This is a genomic window from Ruegeria sp. HKCCD6119, assembly GCF_013110585.1.
Taxonomy (GTDB): domain Bacteria; phylum Pseudomonadota; class Alphaproteobacteria; order Rhodobacterales; family Rhodobacteraceae; genus Ruegeria.
On sequence record NZ_WVQV01000014.1, the window covers coordinates 1 to 18,665 of the forward strand.

The window sequence follows — 18,665 nt, forward strand, 5'->3', positions numbered from 1 at the left end:
CAAGGCCGAGGTCGCAGACCTCTGCGCCAAATTCCCGATCTATCCGAACCTGTAACTGGTCCACCCTCAAACACGGAACGGCGCCTTGAGGCGCCGTTTTTTTGCGTCAGATCCCTGAAAACGGTCTGGATCTCGCCCAGCGCAAATCCGATGTTTTGGGCAAGGTCCCGGGCCCCACGGTCGCCCAAGCCATTCTGGTCAAAACGTGCTTTTTCCGCCCCGATCAGCCTTTCGCGCTGGTCACACCGACTCCGTGCATTCGATGTTACCGCACACAGGGGTTTGCGCCATGTTCAGACCTTGGCGCGTTGTCCGGAATCCAAGCTCAGATCAAGCCGCGCCACCACAGAAAAACCAGCAACAGTGTCGTCAGTGCCAGCATGTTGAAGGCCAGCCCCCCCAACAGGCCAAGGAACCACCCCCATCTGCGATCCGCAAGATTGATGGACCCCAGATGTTCCTGCACCACGTCAGACGCCTTGATCAACCTGGGGTTATCCAGAACCAGCCTCAGTTTGGGATGAGACGCCATCGCCTCGGCCCGGGCCAGAATCAAAGCCTGTTTGTAGACGCGCCGCGGCAGTCGGCGCTTGGCCTTGCGGATCGATGCCTCGAGCGTCTTGTCGCGCACCCCGAGCTTTGCGCGCAGCAACACAACCGTTTCGGCGATCCGGGTCTGAATGTCTGGGTCCTGCGGCATTGGTGGCCTCCTGCGGAGGCAATCTAGCGGCAGCGTCTATGACCTACAATGGGGCTGGTCGTTTCCGGCGGTGGCTTGTATCACGCGGTACATGCTGAACACCATCATACATGGCGAACCGACCGCCCGACCGCCCCTTGTCATTGCCCACGGCCTGTATGGATCGGCCCGAAACTGGGGCGTGATTGCCAGACGGCTATCAGACGAGCGGCAAGTTGTGGCCGTCGACATGCGTAACCACGCCTACAGTGCGTGGGATTCTTGCCATGATTATCCTCACCTGGCGCAGGATATCGCCGAGGTCATCGAACGGATTGGCCGGACGGCGGACGTACTTGGGCATTCAATGGGCGGCAAGGCCGCGATGACACTTGCGCTGCAACACGGCGCGCTGGTGAACAAACTGGTGGTCGCAGATATTGCGCCGGTGAAATACACGCACAGCCAAATTCAGTTCATCGAGGCCATGCGTGCCGTGGATTTCTCGCGCATAGCGCGCCGCTCGGATGCTGAGCAGCAATTGGCCGAGCAAGGCGTTGAAAAAGCATTGCAAAGCTTCTTCACCCAATCGCTGGACATCAAGGGAAAGCGTTGGTTGCTGAACCTGGACGTGTTGGCGGACCAGATGCCAAATATCATGGGCTTTCCCGAGTTGGACGCCCAGTGGCAAGGCCCCGCGCTGTTCCTGTCAGGGGGCGAGTCAGATTATGTCTTGCCGGAACATCGAGCCAAAATCCGCGCACTGTTCCCCGGCGCGCGATTTGCCAAGATCCCCGGTGCCGGTCACTGGCTGCACGCCGAAAAACCGCGCGAGTTCGAAGCTGCCGTCAGGACCTTCCTGAACGCCTGATCAAGCGCCTTGATACAGCCGCTTGGCCACCATCCAAGATGCCGGGGCGGCGATTACGGCCCCCGCGGCCGCAGCGCCCACAATTGCGCTGACGGACACCATTCCAGCCGAAAGCACGGCGATTACGGCCGAACCGGACAGAGCAGTTGCAATCAGTGAATACAGCATAGCAGCAAGGCGAAACATGGCCGGGCTTTCCTTTTGATGGCTTCCGGCCAAATATTTCACAATTCGAATATGTTGCGCTTTGATTTGTGTCAGATGCAGACGGTTCCGAAGCTAGGATTTGGCGATTTCACCGCCCCCATTCACCCAGTCCGTCAATCCCCCAAGATTGTACACCCTCTGGTATCCCATATCCTTCAGAAGTTTTCCGGCCAAAGCCGCGCGCCCGCCTGATGCGCAGTACAACACGATGGGGCGATCCTTGCGCAGTGCAGGGTCATGTGATTGCAATGCATCGTCTGCTCGAAACTCCAGCATGCTCCGGGGTATATGATGCGCCCCAACGGCGCGGCCCGTGTGTTCCAGCTCATTCGCATCGCGTATGTCCAACAGCAGCGCCCCCTGTTCGGTCATCGCCTTTGCCTTGGCCGCATCGACACGCTCGACCACCGCGTTGGCCGCCTCCATCATCTCTTTCACCGTCACCGGCATGTGAGTTCTCCTTTACGTCACCGCGCAGAGGTTAACATGCGAATTTTGGAAGGTGTAGACATGGAAGGAAACGCGCGTGTTACTGCTCGCGAAACGCGCGCGACATGCTGTCTGATACCGGTTTGGCGATATACGCCGCAAAGGTGCGCTCCTCGGTCTGGATCATGATTTCAGCGGGCATCCCCGGTGTCGGAACAAAGCCGCGCACGCGCTGCAACTCATCCGGGGTCAGTGAGACTCGTGCCAGATAGACTTCCTGCGGAACACCGGTCGAATCCTCAAGCAGCGCATCGGCCGAGATATAGAAGACCTCGCCATACAAAACAGGCGTTGTGCGTTGGTTCAACGCGATCAGGCGGACTGTGGCGGTCTGCCCCGTGACGACACTGTCAATCTCGGTACGCGGAATCTGTGCCTCGATGATCAGGGGCGCATCTGCGGGCAGGATCTCGGCTATCGGTTCCCCGGTCTCAATCACACCGCCCGGCGTGTGATAGTGCAATCGCACCACCGTTCCAGTTACCGGCGCACGCACCACGGCCCGGTCAAGAACGCTGCGCGCCTGTCGGGATTTTTCACGCACGCTTTCCAGATCAGCTTCGATCACGCCCAGTTCATCCAGTGCGGCCTCACGATAGGCGGACCGCGTACGCGCGATCTGTTCGTCATATTTCAGCAGCATCTGGTTGATTTCAGCGGCTTCCGCCTGCAACCGGGCCTGCTGACCTTCGGCTTCGGCCTGCACACGACGGATGGTGTTCAGCTCTCCTTTGCGGACAAGGCCCTTTTCGAACAGTTGGCTCTTGGCCTCGAACTCCTCCTGCAAGATCTCGGCGCGCCGTGCCATGCTGTCCAGCTGCGCCTCAAATCCGCTTGATCGGATTTTCAGTGCTTCCATGTTGCGCTCCAGCAGGGCCAAGTCATTCAGCAGCGTCTTGCGCGACACATCGAAGCTGAGCTTTTGCCCATCCAGAATGGCCATTACTTCAGGATCGTCGGATGCTTTGACAAGCGCCTGCGAAAACACGAGGCGGTCGCGCTCCCCGTACTCGGCCAGCAACCGCTCGGTCATGGCCTGAAGGCGCAGCTTGCGAATATGCAATTCACGTTCATTGGCCTGGGCCGAGGTCTGGTCCAGGGTCATCAGAACCTGACCTGCCTGAACCGCCTGACCTTCCACAACCTTGATGTCTTCGATGATGCCGCCTTCAAGATGTTGGACAATCTTGTTGCGGCCCGTGGCCACAAAGCTGCCTTGCGCGATGACCGCTGCGGCCAGCGGGGCACTGAAGGACCATACCCCGAAACCGCCGAAGCACACGACAAGCAAGACCACCCCGATCACTATCAACCTGTTGATCGAGCGCGGAACCTCGGCATACCAAACTTCTGGTTCATTGTCTGAGTTGTTCACAGGTACGAGGTCATTCATGGTCAGCCCCCCTGCTGGCCTTCAATTCCAGTCTGCTTGCGCGGCCCGTTGATCTGCTGAAGAACCTGATCACGTTGACCAAACAGGGCCACACGCCCGTCCGTCAGCAGCATGATCTTGTCGACAACATTCAACAACGTTGGCTTCTGCGTAATGACGACAACGGTGATCTTGCTTTGACGCGCCTGTTCGATCGCACATGCCAGCGCCTTGTCGCCCGCGACGTCGAGATTTGAATTCGGTTCATCCAGCACAACCATTCTGGGGTTGCCGAAGAACGCCCGCGCCAGTGCGATACGCTGCTTCTGACCACCGGACAAAGGCGAGCCATCAGCGGCCACCACGGTCTCATATCCCTGCGGCAGCGTTGCAATCATGTTGTGAACATCGGCCAGAACGGCGGCATCGTGGATCTGTTCGTCAGTGGCATCCGCCCGCATCCGGCCGATATTGTCCTTGATCGTGCCCGGGAACAGCTGAACATCCTGCGGCAGGTAGCCGATGCTTTCGCCAAACTGGCGCGGGTCCCAGTTTCGGATGTCCATCAGGTCAAGCCTTACGCTGCCCGATGTGGGCAGAATGGATCCCACCAGAGTTTTCCCAAGCGTGGTTTTCCCGGCACCGGAATTACCAATGATGGCCAAAGTTTCACCGGGAACCAGCGAGAACGTGATGCCGTTCAGAACCACGCGTTTGGTTCCGCCCGGTACATAGAGCAGGCGTTCGACATCCAGCCGACCTTCGGGGCGTGGCAGACGCAGTTTTTCGTATTGCAGGGCCGAGGTCGACAACAGCGCCTTGATCCGGCCGTAAGCTCCGCGCGTCAGCAGATAGCTGTTCCACCCTTCAATCGAACCTTCGATTGGCGCAAAGGCACGTCCGGCAATGATCGAGGCCGCAATCACCATACCGCCTGTGATTTCTCCTTGCAGCGCCAGAAACGCGCCCCAACCCAGAATTCCGATCTGCGTCAAAAGGCGAACGGCGCGCGAGATTGAAGCGAAGATCACGTTGCGGTCCTGCGCCCGCACCTGCCAGGTCAGCGATTGGGCAGTGTCCCGCCCCCAGATCCGCACGGCTTCGGGGATCATTGCCAAGGCGTTGATGATCTGGCTGTTGCGAGACATCGAATCCAGATGCAGGTTCGCCATGGACTGTGCCTTGTTGGCCTCGGCAAACGGCTTGGCAGTCATTTTCTGGTTGATCAGCGCAATCGTCATCAAGATCAGCGCAGTAACCACCACGATCATGCCCAGTTGCGGATGAACCAGGAAAATCATCAGGATGAACAGCGGCGCAAACGGCACGTCCAGAAATGAAAGCAGCGTGCCCGAGACCAGAAAACCGCGAAGCTGTTGCAGATCGCCCAATGTCTGATACTCGCGCCCGTTTCCGTGCAGCGACGCATGGGCCGCCGCGCTCAGAACCGGTGCACCCAGCCGGGCCGCCACTTCGACCCCGGTCCGCATGAGCATGAACCGCCGCACCGCATCAAAAGCAGACTGGAAGATCACCGCCCCTGCCACGATGGCCGTCAGCATGATCAGCGTATCCAGCGACCGGCTGGTCAGAACACGGTCACTGATCTGGAACAGATAGATCGGGATCGCCAGGATCAGGATGTTCGTGGCGCAGGTCAGGACCAGAACAAACGCAAGATTGCGCCGGATCGCCCGCATCGAAACGCGCAACGTGCGCTGGAAATCTTCGGGCGGGGTGCGTTTGTGGAAGGTTTGGGGTGGCCCGTTCCCATCACCGCCGCCGGAATTCGTTTGCAACAGTGGCTGGTTTGCCTTGGCCTCGATCGTGGTGCCTATGCCGTTCTCACCGGATGAGCGTGCAGAGGGGGTCTTGCGCGCAGTCGAGTCCCCGGCGGATGCCGGATCCGGGCCGTCGGCGTCGGCCACCCCATTGCCGCCACCCGCCGTTTCTTCATCTTGCGCGGGTTGCGGCTGCGCACGCTGATGGGGAGGATCAGCGCGCCGTCGTTCACGTGAGTGTTTTTGGTCTTCGGATTGCTGTGGCGCTTCGGTTTTAACCGTCGAATCTGGATCTGACTCAGACACGCGCATCTCCTGCGTCAGGTGCAACCGGGCTTTGACACGTTGTTTCGCTGGATCTGCCCCACCGTCTGCGCGCTGGCGCTTCGGGCCCAAACCGCCCTGCCTGTCCAAGGGACTGGATAAGAGTGGACGGCGCGACGAAAAAACAATCGACATATACAAACCTTCTGGTCACTCGATAAAAACTTGGGGGGTCAGGCCAGCATGGATTGCAGGCCGTCATCTGGTGTCGTTGTGTCAGTGGATTGTGCGTCCAGTGCCAGGGCGGCATCCGGTTGCGGCACAGACATGTCCGCCATGATTGCGGCGATCGCCTCGTTGGTCATATCTGTGATTTCTTGGTTGTCTGGCACGTCAATCAGGCTGGCCTGATGAAGCAGCAGGTCAGAATAAGATCCGTCAGCGGCCATAACCGTCGAATCCACACCCATTTTGGTCAGATTGACAGAGTTCAACAGGGCGTTGCTGCCTGCGACGACATCGGTATCGGCGGCACTTGGACCGGACAGGTCAATTTGATCCTGATCCAGCATCATGGTGACCTGTTCAACAATGTTCACCTGCAACAAGTCTCCGTCGATCTTGAGCACGCGCAACTGTTCCATTCCTGCGAACAAGGGATCGTTGAGCAGCGCGTTCTCCAAGGCATCGATGTCCGTTTGATCAAGCGCCATGGCGTCGGACAGGTTCTGCTGCAGATCCTGATGTGTATCTGCGCCTATCGTTTTGACCGACGCGTCATTCATGATCACGTTTTCATCATCTCCGGCCATTGCGCCGGGCATACCGCCGTTGATGATATCGTCATCCATCAGGGCGTTGGTCTGGTACAACATGTCCACGGAAATCATATTCCCGTCGATCATGATCAGGTCGTAAAAGCTGCCCAGCTGCACGATGTCGGTGACATTGAACATTTCGTTGTCGCCCAGCGCGTACAGGGTCGATGCGGCCGAAATCTCGGTCTGTATGTTGTCTATATCCGTGGCGTCGATAGCTTGCTTGACGAAGTTGGCCACAACCAGATCACCTGGGACCCAATCCACAACGATGAACTCGGGCTGTCCGGTTGTTCCGGTGCCATTGTCCAGCCAGGGGGCCTCTCGGCCTTCGACTTCGATCTTCGAGGACTGAATCACATTGGTGCCGCTGCCCGTTCCCGGCGCCCCCACATCCCAATCTGACACAAGCGCGACCTGGCTGATGGCGGTCAGGCTGATCGCCTGCCCTCCGACGGCGATATAGGGGGCATCAACCCAACCTATAGATGCCGAGACAGCATTGATCGCAAGGTTCCCTCCGGTCACGACCAGGTGTCCGTCGTCAAAGTCTGGATCTTTCGACTGATCCCACTCGGCCGGAAGCATGGCCTCTGTCTCATCCTCTCCGGCTTCATCCGGCTGATGGAACGCAGGCAGGATGTCTGTCCATACCGGAGATTCGTCAACGTACTTGCCGTTTACGATCACCCCCAACGCATCATCGCCATGAAACTGATGTACCGTGACCCCGTCTATATTCGCGTTTGCCGGGGCCAACATCTGTTCGGCCAGCGCCTCGAGCATTTCGGTCGACTTGTAATCCGCGAGCGAAAGCGTAGGGGCCGCCATGGCATGAAGCGACAGCGCCATGTCCATCATCTCTTCGCCCTGGGCGATCAGCGCTTCGGTATCGCGAAAGTCCCGTTCTCCCACCGTGTCGTTGTCGCGCATGACCACCTTTTGCACGGTGAATGTCAGTGCCGAACCCAATGGCACCGTATCCGGTCGCAGAATAATCAGTTCCGGTGCAGAAGACGGGCCGGATATGCTGTCTGGAACAAATCGCGTGGATTCCGCGCTGTCACCGTTAAGGACGATGACCGACTCATGCACCGGCCCGACAGGAGCTTTTGGCAACGGAAGTTCTGGTTGAGAGGGAAGAAAATTGAATGGCAGGGCTTTGTATTCGCCCGCTGGGATATCCAGATCAGCTTTGATGTTGATCGAGGTAGGCTCGTCAAGCCCGTCTATTTCGGCTTTACGCCTCAGGGCGCTGAATTCCTCGTACTGATCCCTCAGGCGGGCTTGTTCTATCGTAAGCTCAAAAGTTCCAACAAAATGCGCTATCGTTTCCGTAATACCGTCAAGTGCCATGTCGGTTTTCCTTTTTGCCCGCGGCGGCTCGTAATTTCCGCTTTGGGTTCAGTTGGGCCGGGGCCGCGTTTTGCGGCCCCGGCATTTTCGAAGGGTAGCAAGGCCCGAAAATGCGAGCCCCGCCTTTTGACTTAAACGTCCGTGTCGTCGCTGGCGTGGGACATGGTCATCGAACCACCCACCATGGTCGTATCGACCGTGTTGCCCAGGACGTTGGCGCCCATGATGATCGACTGGTTGAACGCAGACGTATCAACGACAGCTGCCGCCGATGCATAGGACTCGCCGGTCACGATGCCATCGCCACCATTGTTCGCGCCCCAGGCACCACCATTGCCGCCGGCACCACCGTCACCTGAATAGGCGCCGCCACCGTTACCACCGGTGATCATGCCACCCATGGTATCGCCTGACGTTGCAGTGCCCATCGAAGCTCCGCTGGTTCCGCCGTTCGCGGCGGATGCGCCACCGGCACCACCGTTGCCCGAGTCGGCCGCACCAGCTGCGTCGCCCGACCCAGTCGATGTGGCATCATTGTCGGAACTGCCTTCGCCACCGTATCCGGCAATTGCTTCGGCCAAGCTGTCAGCCGCACCGTTTGTGTCGGCGTCTCCGAAGATGTCGGCAGCTCCGCCGTTGCCTGCGGTATTGGCCGCGTCGGCAGACCCGGCTCCGTTGCCGGTAGACGTCGATGTTGGCGTTGTGCTACCGCCCGCGCCGCCGTCGCCGTCGGCAGCCGATGTTCCGGTACCGGCCGCATCCGCTGCGCCATCTGCTGCGTTCGACCCGCCGTTACCGCCGCTGCCGTCGGTGTCCTGCGAGTTGCTGGCCGCGCCGTTCACGTCGCCTGGGCTCTGGTCGATATCCGGCCCGCTTGCCGACTGATCGCCAACACCCTGCGCATCGGAATCCGCATCAGCGGTCCCACCGGAGCCGTCGCCGCCCGAGCCGTCGCCACCTGAACCGTCGCCGGCCGTGCCGTCGCCACCGGTGCCGTCACCGCCGGTACCGTCGCCGCCTTCGCCTGCTTCGGCGTCAATCATGCCCAGCTCTTCCTGCAAAGCCATGATTGCAGCTTCGACCATCGCGCCGAATCCACCTTCGCCGTCGCCGCCGGTACCGTCGCCACCGGTGCCGTCACCGCCAGTGCCGTCACCGCCGGATCCGTCACCACCGGTTCCGGTTCCGCCAGAGCCGTCAGCCGAGCTGTCCGCGCCGCTGTCAGCAGAACCATCCGCAGTGTTGTCACCCGCAGTGGCATCATTTGCATCGGTGTTGCTGTCGCTGGTGTTCGAAGCCGAACCATCTGCCGCAGCATTACCGTCGCCACCATCCGCGCCGGACGCATCCGCAGCGTTGTCCGCCGTTCCGGTCCCGGTTCCTGTCGAGTCGGAATCGCTGTCGCCGCCGTTTGCGTTACCGGCTGCGTTCGAACCAGACAGACCCAGGCCCAGACCCAGACCAAACGAATCCGCGCTGCCGCCGGCTCCGCCGGTTCCGCTGCCATCGGCACTTGTGCTGCCATCATTGTCGGACGAAGCCGAACTATCCGCGGCACCGCCATCTCCACCGGCGCTGTCACCGTCGGATCCTGCGCCCGCCATACCAACACCATTGCTGGCATTGCTTGCGTCACCGGTCGATCCGCCCCGGCCGGCGCTGGAATCAGCATCTGCACTGCCGGTATCACCACCGTCAGCCCACGCGTGGCTGCCCAAGGTTGATGAATCGGCCGCTCCACCGTAACTGGTTCCACCGTCGCCCGATTTTCCACCGTTAGCATCCGAGCTAATACCTTCAGCCGCAGTTGCCGTGCCGCCATTGGCATCGCCGTTCTGGGTGAAGCCGGCGTTGTTGGATACGGTCGGTGAATCAAGCGTGTCGTCGTCGCTCAGGCTGGCGACCTGGCTGTTCACGGATGACATTGCCGTTCCGGCGTCGTCCATCGAGATATCCAGATTCATGTCATCGCCTGGATCATAGGTCAGATCGCGGCCAGCAGTGATCACGTCACCCACTGTCGCCGAGTCACCAAGATCCAGATCAACCTGATCATCGTCGCGCGGAATCCACTCACCGCCGCCGAAATCGATGTTGATTGAGTTGCTGTTGGAGTTGTCGTTGGTGTTGTCGCCGGCATTAAGCGTCTGGTCTTGATCCTGACCCTGGTCCTGATCCTGACCCTGGTCCTGATCCTGACCCTGGTCCTGACCTTGGTCTTGGCCCTGGCCCTGATCCTGGCCCTGCTCGTTGGCGTTTTCTACATTTTGGTCCTGCTGCTGTTGCTGCGCAGTCACATCGGCTTCGACAAGAGCCTCATCAACCTGAATTTCAACATCAACCGGAGCTTCCAGGTTTTCGACAACAATTTCGTCAACGGTCGTTACGTTTGTATTGTTTACATTACGTCTCATAACAAATTCCCATTTCTGGAACGCCTGACCGCCATTCATCTACAAAGCGGCAACGGGCGTGATTGAAACTAAAATACCCGCACAGCGTTCAAACACGCTGAATGCGGTCCACCGTCGTTTTCTTTAGGCCACCTCCTTTCCCGGCTAAGCCGAATACGCGACCGTTCACAATCGATGCTGAAATACGCAAGGAACGGGCGCGGCAGGGACAGACGCTTTCACAATTAAAGCCTGACCATGTTCGCAGTGACGCACGCTTGCGACTAGCTAACTGAAAGTTTTGGTGAGACTAACATATTGTTTTTATTGTTTATTTTGAGAATGCAGTGGAACTTTGGCCGAACTGGATCAAAAAGTTCTAATTTAAGAAAGCAATAAAAAATAATGCAATTGTTTCCGCTGGTTACACAATGCCACACCGAAAAACCTAAACAATAGTTCTATATCTAAGGCACTTGAACTATACCGTCTGGTTGTAGAAAATCACGTTTTCAGTTACAATAAACCTCACGTAATTCTTTGATTAGTTAACTACTTTTTCACCGGCAATTCCATTTCGATAAAGCCATTTCCGGTTAACCCCGTTTTGTGAGGGAATATAATGAGTGAGTCTTTGAACAATGAAACTGGCAATCAGAGTTTTTATTCAGAAGATTTTTCGATTGTCTTCCTCGGGAAAGAACTATTCTATTCAAATCAAACTCTAAGAAGCGTTCAAACTGAATTTGGCGTCCGCGCTTTTCGCTTCGAAACACTCGAGGCAATGCACACACATGTTCCGGACAGCGGCAAGATCGTCGTTGTGGATCAGATGTTGATCGAGGACCTTTTGACGCGCGCCGATGCATACACCAAAAGTGCAGGTTCCGGCTGTCTTGCTTTCGCCTATCGCAAAGAGGAATCCGCCCGACACCTGTTCGAAGGCTGGAACCGCGCGCAGTTTGGAGATGTCGGCTTTTTACCGATGAACGTGGCACCGGACGCGTGGCGCGCCATCCTCAGACTGCTGATGCACGAGGAACTTTATCTTCCCAGCTTTCTGGCTGACTGTGTTTCACCCCCCTGTCAGCGCGCGCCCGAGAGACCACGGCAACGGGAGGCCATTACATCCAACGGCGCAGATCGGCACGTACAGTATTCCAAGCTGACACGCCGCGAAAAACAGGTTTTGCAACTGGTTTCAGAAGGCAAAAGCAACAAACTGATTGCGGCCAAGCTGGGCATCACGGAACACACGGTCAAGCTGCACATGCATAACGTTGTCGGAAAGATTGGCGTCAGCAACCGGACGGCGGCTGCTCATTTCTATTTCGAGGTTGCGCCTCATGAGGCGCAGCAGACCGCCCTTGACTGATCCGTTCGAAGCCCGGTTCGACCGCCTGATCCTTTTGGTCGGCAGGCTGAACTATATGTGGACAAACACCGAGAGCCTGCTGATCCATCTGATCGCCGGCCTAACCGGAACGTCCAAGGACGTGGCCGTAATCATCTTTCTGACTTTGAACACCACCCGCGCGCGAATAGATCTGGTTGAAAGACTTGCAAAAATGGAAGGGCGTCCTGCCCAGGTCCGAGATCCGATCCTTGAACATACGCAAAGGCTGGCCAAGCTTTCAGGCATCCGCAACAAGTACAACCATTGCATCTATTCCTTCGACCCTGAAAGCGGAAACCCGAAAACGATCCTTATGCGGATCGCTGACCGCAAAACCGACATAAAACTAGGCCGCGAAGATACCGTCGACGACAATGCCCTGCTCCAAATCGAAGCAGTCGTTGATCAGCTGTCAGCCGCGAACAGGGACATTTGGAAACTGATCCGACAATTGGGGTTTCCGGTTTAGGCTCGGTCGCACAGCAGAGTTGAGTGGGCCCCTCGCAGCACCCGCGCGTCCCCCACGGCGCCACCTGCCACGCACGCATAAGTCACCGAGATTTTTTGGTGCGGGCGGTGGGACTCGAACCCACACGGGCATACGCCCTTCAGATTTTAAGTCTGATATGTCTACCATTCCATCACGCCCGCACGGCGCAGCCCCTGGGGCCGTGCAATTTCCTTACAAGCACAGCGGGATGAGAACAATGCGCTTTGACGCAGATGGACCGGGATTTTTCGGTGGAAAGCTGTGTCTGCCATCGCCGTCGTTCTTCGGCTGGGTCCCTTCCCTGTTTCGAGGTCACGTGACAATCGCCTTTCCGACATCATCCCTTCCTCGGCAATCCATCTTCGCGCGGATTGCGCTGTGCGTTCACTTTGCGCATGACCTTGGTGTCGCGTCCATTTGCCACCGCTGAGAACCGTTCTTCGCCCAATCGCAAAGAAGACCTGGCCGGTTTTTCAGCGTCTTGGAATGATCCTTTGTTGGTGCTTCCATCGTTTACAAATAAAAATATTCATTTTAATGATTGCGTATGAGTGAAATTCCTTTGTCCCGACGCAGCTTCCTGTTCAATGCCACGTGTCTTGCGGCACTTGGAGCTCAAGCCAGGATCGTTCAGGCAGAGCTGCGGCTCGGTCCTTCAGCCCGAATTACGACCGTGTCAGACGGATACCTGTCATTGCCACCTGATGTTGTTTTCGGAGCCATGCCCAAAGAGGCGGTCGAGCAATTCCTGACCCGCAATCAAGCGGACGCGACCAAGTACGAGCCAGAGTGCAACGTCACGCTTTATCGGGATGACGAAAACACCGTGCTGTTCGATGCTGGAGCGGGGCCGGACTTCATGCCCACATCGGGCAAACTTATGGAAACTTTTGAAGCAATTGGCTTGTCGCCCGAAAGTGTCACGCATGTGGTTTTCACCCACGCGCACCCGGATCATATCTGGGGTGTTCTGGATGATTTCGACGACCTGCTTTTCCCTAATGCGACGCACCTCATTGGACGCAAAGAATGGGATTACTGGTGGAACCCCTCAACGGTGGACACGATAGGTGACGATCGCACCGCGTTCGCGGCCGGTGCCAAGCGGCGTTTGGAAGCAATTGAGGATCAGGTCGCGTACTTCGAGGATGGGCAAGAGATACTCCCGTGCATTGCGGCACGGGCAAGCTTTGGGCACACGCCCGGTCACATGGCTTTTGAGCTTCGAAATGGGAATGAGGCCGTGATGGTCGTCGGCGACGCGCTGGGAAATCCGCACGTGGCCTTTGAACATCCCGATTGGCACAGTGGAACGGATCAGGATCCCCAGGTCGCCGCAGCTGCGCGTTACTCACTTCTGGATCAGGTTTCCGAAGAGGAAATGAGAATAATCGGCTTCCACCTGCCGAACGGTGGAATTGGCCGCGTCGAAAAGACCGGCTCGGCCTACAGGTTCATTGGAGAGGCGTCATGATACGATCATTCGTGATTGCGGTTGCTTTCGTCACACCGGCCTGGGCAAGCGAGGATATTGCAGACCAGTATCCGCAAAGCGTTCTGTATTCCAAGCCGGTCGAATTCATCCCTGGCGTCTATTCCGCCATTGGCGCAACCGCTCCGCCGACCTACGAAAACTCTGGTCACAACAACAACCTGAGCTTCATCGTAACAGGTGAGGGTGTGGTCGTTGTCAACGGCGGTGCCGCCTATGTCCTTGCCCAAGCGCTTCACAAGGAAATTCAGGCGATTACGGATCAGCCGGTCACGCTTGTCTTCAACGAGAACGGTCAGGGGCACGCGATGCTTGGCAATGCCTACTGGTCGGAAATCGGGGTTCCAATCGTCGCCCATTCGGATGCAGCAGCTGAGTTCGAGGAATATGGCCCTCAGATTCTGGAGGGAATGAAACGATACAATCAGGACAAGGCAGAGGGCACGTTTCTGGCAGGCCCAACCGAGACATTCGATGATGAATACGTGATCGAGATGGGCGACTTCCGGATCGAGGCCAAATACCTCGGACCGGCCCACAGCCCCGGCGATATCTCGATCTGGTTGCCGAACCAAAGCCTTGTCATCGCGGGTGACATGGCATTCCACGAGCGCATGCTGCCGATCTTTCAAGAGACCTATACCGCGGATTGGCTGGCAACCTGGGACAACGAGTTCGAGGCTTTGAATGCCACATATGTCATACCCGGGCACGGTCATCCCACGAATATGGATCAGGTGCGCCGTTATACGCGCGATTACCTGGTGTATCTGCGAACCAGGATTCAAGAACATATGGATGCGGGCGGCGATCTGACTGAAGCCTATTATGTCGATCAGTCCCCCTATGCCCATCTGGACGCGTTCGAGGAACTGGCAACCAAGAACGCCGGGCGCGTTTTCGAACAGATGGAGTTCGAGTAAGTCAGGAATGCTGCAATACCGGCAGCCGCATCAAAAACCTGTGCGTTCCTATCGCCCCAACCCACATGAAGAAAACTGCAAGCCAGGCTGTCAATGACAGGGCGGACCCGCCTGAAAGTCCCGCGCCCACGGCGCAACCTCCGGCCAGCATCGCCCCGAATCCCATGAGGACAGCTCCGACGAGGTACCGTTCCATCGGAGTGTCCGAGCCAAAACGCTCGATCCTCCACTCGCTGGAAATGATGGCAGATCCTGCTGCCCCAATGGCCACGCCCGGCACAAGACCGATACCGAAAGACAGCTCCACATTTCGCTCTGCAACCAACGCCATCAGCGTGTCTGTGGCCGGGCCGGTAAACGTCACCGAAGACACGGGGACGACCTCAAAAGATGCCTGCGCGATGGAAAACGTCATGAACCAGCCAAGCGCCACTGCCCCGCCAACTCCGGCGGCTGTCACGATCTTTGCAGGCGCGACTTTCCTGTGAAGGGCAAACACGATCGACAAGACAAATCCAATTGCGGCGACGGCCGAATAGACCGATGGGGGGAACCCCATTATTTCTGCAAGATCGCGCTCTGCACCTCCTGAGATGGTCCACAGACCGGAAATCGCTTCACGGGCCGGGCTGAGAACGCCTGTGTAGGCGGCCTGAGCCACCAAGGTCAAAATCAACCCTGTCACAAGTGCTCGTAGATTGCCGCACGAGGCCAACACCAGCAGGCGAGATGCGCATCCGCGCGCAAGAACCATGCCGATGCCAAACATCGCCCCACCAATAACCGCACCGCTAAGGCTGCCCGTGGACGCGATGGCGCGTGCCTCGGAAAGGTCCAGCAATTCAAGCGAGACAAGCGCCTGTACCAGCGTCAGTGCCGCGGTAAAGGCGATCAGCCAAACCGCCAAGCGGGGGCCAAACTTACCTTCGGCGACTTCCACCGTCGATGCACGCAAACAAAAATGGGACTTCTGAGCCGTCACGCCGAACAGGATACCGACCAGCACTCCGGCAAACGCCAGGGTGCCCGGGTCTCCCAGCAAATCGATGAGCCTCTCCATGGACAGAAACTCTCACTTCGTTGCGTGTGTGTCTTTGTCTTTGGTCAATTCGTCAGCGTCATTGCGCAGCCATTGGCCTGCGCGCCAATTGGCATTGCGTCCATAACTCACCCAATGCAGATACCAGTCGGTCCACGTCTTCACAGGTGTGCACCGGCGACGGCGTAATCCGCAGACGTTCCGTTCCTTTGGGGACAGTTGGATAGTTGATGGGCTGGATGTAGATCCCATAATCACGCATCAGCACATCCGAAATGAATCGACACTTGACCGGATCGCCGACCATGACCGGAATGATATGGCTTGGGTTCGGTGTATGGGGAATACCCAGATCGTCCAGCCTGTCCCGGACTTCGCGCACGCGCTTTTTGTGCTGTTGCCGCTCTGCATTGCTTTGCTTCAGGTGCTTCACCGAAGCCGCAGCTCCTGCCGCCACGGCCGGAGGCAACGCAGTGGTGAAAATAAACCCGCTGGCAAAGGACCTGACAAAGTCGACAAGCTCCTTCGACGCCGCGATGTACCCGCCGACCACGCCGAACGCCTTGCCCAAAGTCCCTTCAATCACGGTCAGGCGGTCCATCAGGCCCTCGCGCTCGGCGATGCCCCCGCCGCGCGGACCGTACAGCCCGACCGCGTGAACCTCATCCAGATAGGTCATCGCGCCATACCGGTCCGCCAGATCACAGATCCCGGCAATCGGTGCAATATCGCCGTCCATGGAATAGACGCTTTCAAACGCGATCAGCTTGGGCGCATTTGCAGGCAGGTCCGCAAGTTGCCTTTCAAGGTCTTCAAGATCGTTGTGCTTCCAGATCCGCTTTTGACAACGGCTGTGACGAATCCCCTCGATCATCGAGGCATGGTTCAATTCGTCAGACAGTACCGTGATTCCGGGGATGCGGGACGCCAAGGTTCCCAAGGCCGCCCAATTGGATACGTAGCCGGACGTGAACAGCAATGCTGCGTCCTTGCCGTGAAGGTCCGCAAGCTCCTGCTCCAACAGCACATGTTCGTGCGTGGTCCCCGAGATATTCCGCGTCCCACCGGCACCTGCACCGCATCTGTCGATCGCCTCGTGCATGGCCGCAAGAACCTTGGGATGCTGTCCCATTCCAAGATAGTCGTTCGAGCACCAGACAGTGACTTGTTCGGGACCACCCCCTGCGTAACTGCGCGCCGTTGGAAACGCTCCGCATTGACGTTCGAGGTCTGCAAAAACCCGGTAGTTTCCTTCCTGTTTCAGTAGATCAAGTTGATCTCGAAAATACTGCCGGTAGTTCATATCAATCCCCAACAGCCTCTTCAACGATTCCAGACAACAGGGTCTGGACCTTTTGCATTGGGCCGTCCGGATAGCTTCGGTATCCGACCTTCACCCCGTCATCGTCCTCGGCCACGAAAATCCCGTATGGGCAATAGCCGATATTCATCGGATCAGCTTCCATCACCTCACGCGAAATCTTTGCCGAGCAAAAAATAAAGATGTCCGCCGCCGCGAATATCTGTTTGTCGCTGCCGACATCAGCGCCCGTTCGGTTCAACATTTCGCCAACGTGGCTCACATAGTCGATGACCAGCCCCTGCCCGACAATTGCGGACTCGACCGCAAAGGTGGCATCATCAAAACTTCCGTCAAAGGGGGTCGTGATGATATCCTCGGCAAGCCCTTGACTGGCAGAGACTGCAAAGAACGCGGCCGTGATGATTGAGTGTTTCATGATCTTGATCCTCCTCCTGAGCCGCAGTTTCTCAGATTGAGCTTCGGGGGCTTTGACCCGTGTCAAAACCCCCGAAAACTTCTATCCAAACATGTCCGAGGTGATACCGGCGTACCAACCCAGCGACTCTTCATACGTTGCTTTTCTCAGATCGGCATCTTCGCCGGTCTGGCTGATGAACCCGTCCACCTTGGCGATTTTTTCCGGCGTCGCCTCGTAGGTTGCGCCAACCTTCACGCCATCATCCGTGTCGATCAGCGACCAGCATGTGTTGGAGAACTTGGCCGGGAACACCTTGGATCCGGTCAACGCGCCCCGCACGGCATTCGCGCACACTTTCGCCTGACTATTGGCCGAGAAACCCGATTTCGGCATGTCACCCTGCTGGCTGGCATCGCCCAGGACATAGATGTCCGGATCCGCCTTGGAGGACATGTCCGCGGCGTTCACCGGCGCCCAGTTGCCTTCGGTCACTCCGGCCATTTCGGCAATGCGTCCGGCTTTCATCGCCGGGATCACGTTGCAGACGTCGACTGTGGTCTCTTCTCCGTCGATGGTCACCGTCATCGCGTCCGGGTTTACCGAGACATTGCCGCCACCGAAGTCTTCACCAATCCAGTCGACCATGCCTTCGTAATGGTTTGCCCAGCCTTCCTGGAACAATGCCATCTTCGAAAACTTCGGCTTCGGATCCGCCACGATGATTTTCGCAGTGGGATTGTTTGCTTTCAGAACATGCGCAACCATCGAGACCCGTTCATAGGGTCCGGGCGGGCAGCGGTACGGGTTTGGTGGTGCAACCATCGCAAAAGTACCGCCTTCGGGCATCGCCATGATCTGAGCTTTCAGAAGCTCTGTCTGCGAGCCGGCCTTGTACGCATGCGGCATCTTGTTTTGCGCCGAGACGTCCCAGCCTTCAACAGCCCCGTCGACAAAATCGATACCCGGGCTGAGGATCAGCTTGTCATACGGAACCGAGCCACCCCCGGCCAATGATACAGTCTTGGCATCGCGGTCAACACCGATGGCCCAATCGTGGACCACGTTTATCCCATAGTCGGCGGCAAGCGTGCCATAGCTGTGCGCGATATCCGACAGTTCCTGGAACCCTCCAAGATACAGGTTCGAAAAGAAGCAGGTGTAGTAGGTCCGCGACGGCTCGATCAGCGTCACGTCGATCTCACCTTTGCTGTCCTTTGCAATATAGCGGGCAGCCGTAGCGCCGCCTGCACCGCCGCCGACAACAACGACCCGAGGCCTGCCCTGAGCCAGAACCATCGGTGCAGATAATCCGGCTGCCGCCACCCCGGCGGCTCCTAGAAATGTACGTCTATTGAGTGTCATCGCGTTTCCTCC

General features: G+C 57.6%; 16 protein-coding genes and 1 tRNA gene. 5 read left to right on the forward strand and 12 right to left on the reverse strand.

What is annotated here, in order from left to right; all coding sequences use genetic code 11:
• Positions 1–325 precede the first annotated feature (325 nt).
• A complete protein-coding gene (locus GS611_RS19170; RefSeq protein ID WP_171638109.1) occupies positions 326–700 on the reverse strand; it encodes a hypothetical protein in 375 nt (124 codons plus the stop codon).
• A 91-nt stretch (positions 701–791) separates the two neighbouring features.
• On the opposite strand from GS611_RS19170, the gene GS611_RS19175 reads away from it, so the two are divergent.
• On the forward strand, positions 792–1,550 hold the full coding sequence (locus GS611_RS19175; RefSeq protein WP_171638111.1) for an alpha/beta fold hydrolase: 759 nt from the start codon (positions 792–794) through the stop codon (positions 1,548–1,550).
• Here the strand turns inward: GS611_RS19175 and GS611_RS19180 are convergent, their stop codons facing one another.
• From GS611_RS19180 to GS611_RS19205, 6 genes are all read right to left on the reverse strand, one after another.
• Entirely contained in the window at positions 1,551–1,736 is a 186-nt protein-coding gene (locus GS611_RS19180) for a hypothetical protein (protein WP_170345109.1), read from the reverse strand.
• A 93-nt stretch (positions 1,737–1,829) separates the two neighbouring features.
• Positions 1,830–2,207 (reverse strand): rhodanese-like domain-containing protein, encoded by a 378-nt coding sequence (locus tag GS611_RS19185; RefSeq protein WP_171638113.1) that lies wholly within the window; start codon positions 2,205–2,207, stop codon positions 1,830–1,832.
• A gap of 79 nt (positions 2,208–2,286) precedes the next feature.
• Positions 2,287–3,639 (reverse strand): HlyD family type I secretion periplasmic adaptor subunit, encoded by a 1,353-nt coding sequence (locus GS611_RS19190; RefSeq protein WP_171638115.1) that lies wholly within the window; start codon positions 3,637–3,639, stop codon positions 2,287–2,289.
• A 2-nt stretch (positions 3,640–3,641) separates the two neighbouring features.
• Complete coding sequence (locus GS611_RS19195; RefSeq protein ID WP_171638117.1) at positions 3,642–5,858, reverse strand: type I secretion system permease/ATPase; 2,217 nt, start codon at positions 5,856–5,858, stop codon at positions 3,642–3,644.
• Between the two features lie 38 nt (positions 5,859–5,896).
• Positions 5,897–7,837 (reverse strand): type I secretion protein, encoded by a 1,941-nt coding sequence (locus GS611_RS19200; protein ID WP_171638119.1) that lies wholly within the window; start codon positions 7,835–7,837, stop codon positions 5,897–5,899.
• 131 nt (positions 7,838–7,968) lie between these two features.
• Positions 7,969–10,251, reverse strand: coding sequence for a hypothetical protein (locus tag GS611_RS19205; protein WP_171638121.1), 2,283 nt, complete (start codon positions 10,249–10,251; stop codon positions 7,969–7,971).
• Between the two features lie 763 nt (positions 10,252–11,014).
• Between GS611_RS19205 and GS611_RS19210 the strand changes: the two genes are divergently transcribed.
• Positions 11,015–11,605 carry a response regulator transcription factor gene (locus GS611_RS19210; protein ID WP_171638123.1) on the forward strand — a complete coding sequence of 197 codons (591 nt, stop codon included), beginning with the start codon at positions 11,015–11,017 and terminating at the stop codon, positions 11,603–11,605.
• Positions 11,598–12,095 carry a hypothetical protein gene (locus tag GS611_RS19215; protein WP_245218139.1) on the forward strand — a complete coding sequence of 166 codons (498 nt, stop codon included), beginning with the start codon at positions 11,598–11,600 and terminating at the stop codon, positions 12,093–12,095. Before GS611_RS19210 ends, GS611_RS19215 begins: the two co-directional genes overlap by 8 nt.
• Positions 12,096–12,191: 96 nt before the next feature.
• Here GS611_RS19215 and GS611_RS19220 read toward each other — a convergent pair.
• Positions 12,192–12,277 (reverse strand) — tRNA-Leu (locus tag GS611_RS19220).
• Between the two features lie 386 nt (positions 12,278–12,663).
• Between GS611_RS19220 and GS611_RS19225 the strand changes: the two genes are divergently transcribed.
• Both GS611_RS19225 and GS611_RS19230 read left to right on the forward strand, forming a co-directional pair.
• On the forward strand, positions 12,664–13,590 hold the full coding sequence (locus tag GS611_RS19225) for an MBL fold metallo-hydrolase (RefSeq protein ID WP_171638125.1): 927 nt from the start codon (positions 12,664–12,666) through the stop codon (positions 13,588–13,590).
• Positions 13,587–14,531, forward strand: a complete 945-nt coding sequence (locus GS611_RS19230) for an MBL fold metallo-hydrolase (RefSeq protein WP_171638127.1) — start codon at positions 13,587–13,589, stop codon at positions 14,529–14,531. The genes GS611_RS19225 and GS611_RS19230 overlap by 4 nt, the downstream gene beginning before the upstream one ends.
• Position 14,532: 1 nt before the next feature.
• Here the strand turns inward: GS611_RS19230 and GS611_RS19235 are convergent, their stop codons facing one another.
• The 4 genes from GS611_RS19235 to GS611_RS19250 all read right to left on the reverse strand — a co-directional run bounded on the left by GS611_RS19235 (position 14,533) and on the right by GS611_RS19250 (position 18,653).
• Positions 14,533–15,591, reverse strand: a complete 1,059-nt coding sequence (locus tag GS611_RS19235; RefSeq protein ID WP_171638129.1) for a YeeE/YedE family protein — start codon at positions 15,589–15,591, stop codon at positions 14,533–14,535.
• A 58-nt stretch (positions 15,592–15,649) separates the two neighbouring features.
• Positions 15,650–16,873 carry a 5-aminolevulinate synthase gene (gene hemA / locus GS611_RS19240; protein ID WP_171638131.1) on the reverse strand — a complete coding sequence of 408 codons (1,224 nt, stop codon included), beginning with the start codon at positions 16,871–16,873 and terminating at the stop codon, positions 15,650–15,652.
• Between the two features lies 1 nt (position 16,874).
• Positions 16,875–17,309 carry a DUF302 domain-containing protein gene (locus GS611_RS19245; RefSeq protein WP_171638133.1) on the reverse strand — a complete coding sequence of 145 codons (435 nt, stop codon included), beginning with the start codon at positions 17,307–17,309 and terminating at the stop codon, positions 16,875–16,877.
• A gap of 81 nt (positions 17,310–17,390) precedes the next feature.
• Positions 17,391–18,653, reverse strand: coding sequence for an NAD(P)/FAD-dependent oxidoreductase (locus GS611_RS19250; RefSeq protein WP_171638135.1), 1,263 nt, complete (start codon positions 18,651–18,653; stop codon positions 17,391–17,393).
• Positions 18,654–18,665 lie beyond the last annotated feature (12 nt).

Excerpts from the sequence above, each read along its gene's own strand:
- GS611_RS19170 (WP_171638109.1), bottom strand. The coding sequence starts at position 700 with ATGCCGCAGGACCCAGACATTCAGACCCGGATCGCCGAAACGGTTGTG.
- GS611_RS19175 (WP_171638111.1), top strand. The coding sequence starts at position 792 with ATGCTGAACACCATCATACATGGCGAACCGACCGCCCGACCGCCCCTT.
- GS611_RS19180 (WP_170345109.1), bottom strand. The coding sequence starts at position 1,736 with ATGTTTCGCCTTGCTGCTATGCTGTATTCACTGATTGCAACTGCTCTG.
- GS611_RS19185 (WP_171638113.1), bottom strand. The coding sequence starts at position 2,207 with ATGCCGGTGACGGTGAAAGAGATGATGGAGGCGGCCAACGCGGTGGTC.
- GS611_RS19190 (WP_171638115.1), bottom strand. The coding sequence starts at position 3,639 with ATGAATGACCTCGTACCTGTGAACAACTCAGACAATGAACCAGAAGTT.
- GS611_RS19195 (WP_171638117.1), bottom strand. The coding sequence starts at position 5,858 with ATGTCGATTGTTTTTTCGTCGCGCCGTCCACTCTTATCCAGTCCCTTG.
- GS611_RS19200 (WP_171638119.1), bottom strand. The coding sequence starts at position 7,837 with ATGGCACTTGACGGTATTACGGAAACGATAGCGCATTTTGTTGGAACT.
- GS611_RS19205 (WP_171638121.1), bottom strand. The coding sequence starts at position 10,251 with ATGAGACGTAATGTAAACAATACAAACGTAACGACCGTTGACGAAATT.
- GS611_RS19210 (WP_171638123.1), top strand. The coding sequence starts at position 11,015 with ATGCACACACATGTTCCGGACAGCGGCAAGATCGTCGTTGTGGATCAG.
- GS611_RS19225 (WP_171638125.1), top strand. The coding sequence starts at position 12,664 with ATGAGTGAAATTCCTTTGTCCCGACGCAGCTTCCTGTTCAATGCCACG.
- GS611_RS19230 (WP_171638127.1), top strand. The coding sequence starts at position 13,587 with ATGATACGATCATTCGTGATTGCGGTTGCTTTCGTCACACCGGCCTGG.
- GS611_RS19235 (WP_171638129.1), bottom strand. The coding sequence starts at position 15,591 with ATGGAGAGGCTCATCGATTTGCTGGGAGACCCGGGCACCCTGGCGTTT.
- hemA (WP_171638131.1), bottom strand. The coding sequence starts at position 16,873 with ATGAACTACCGGCAGTATTTTCGAGATCAACTTGATCTACTGAAACAG.
- GS611_RS19245 (WP_171638133.1), bottom strand. The coding sequence starts at position 17,309 with ATGAAACACTCAATCATCACGGCCGCGTTCTTTGCAGTCTCTGCCAGT.
- GS611_RS19250 (WP_171638135.1), bottom strand. The coding sequence starts at position 18,653 with ATGACACTCAATAGACGTACATTTCTAGGAGCCGCCGGGGTGGCGGCA.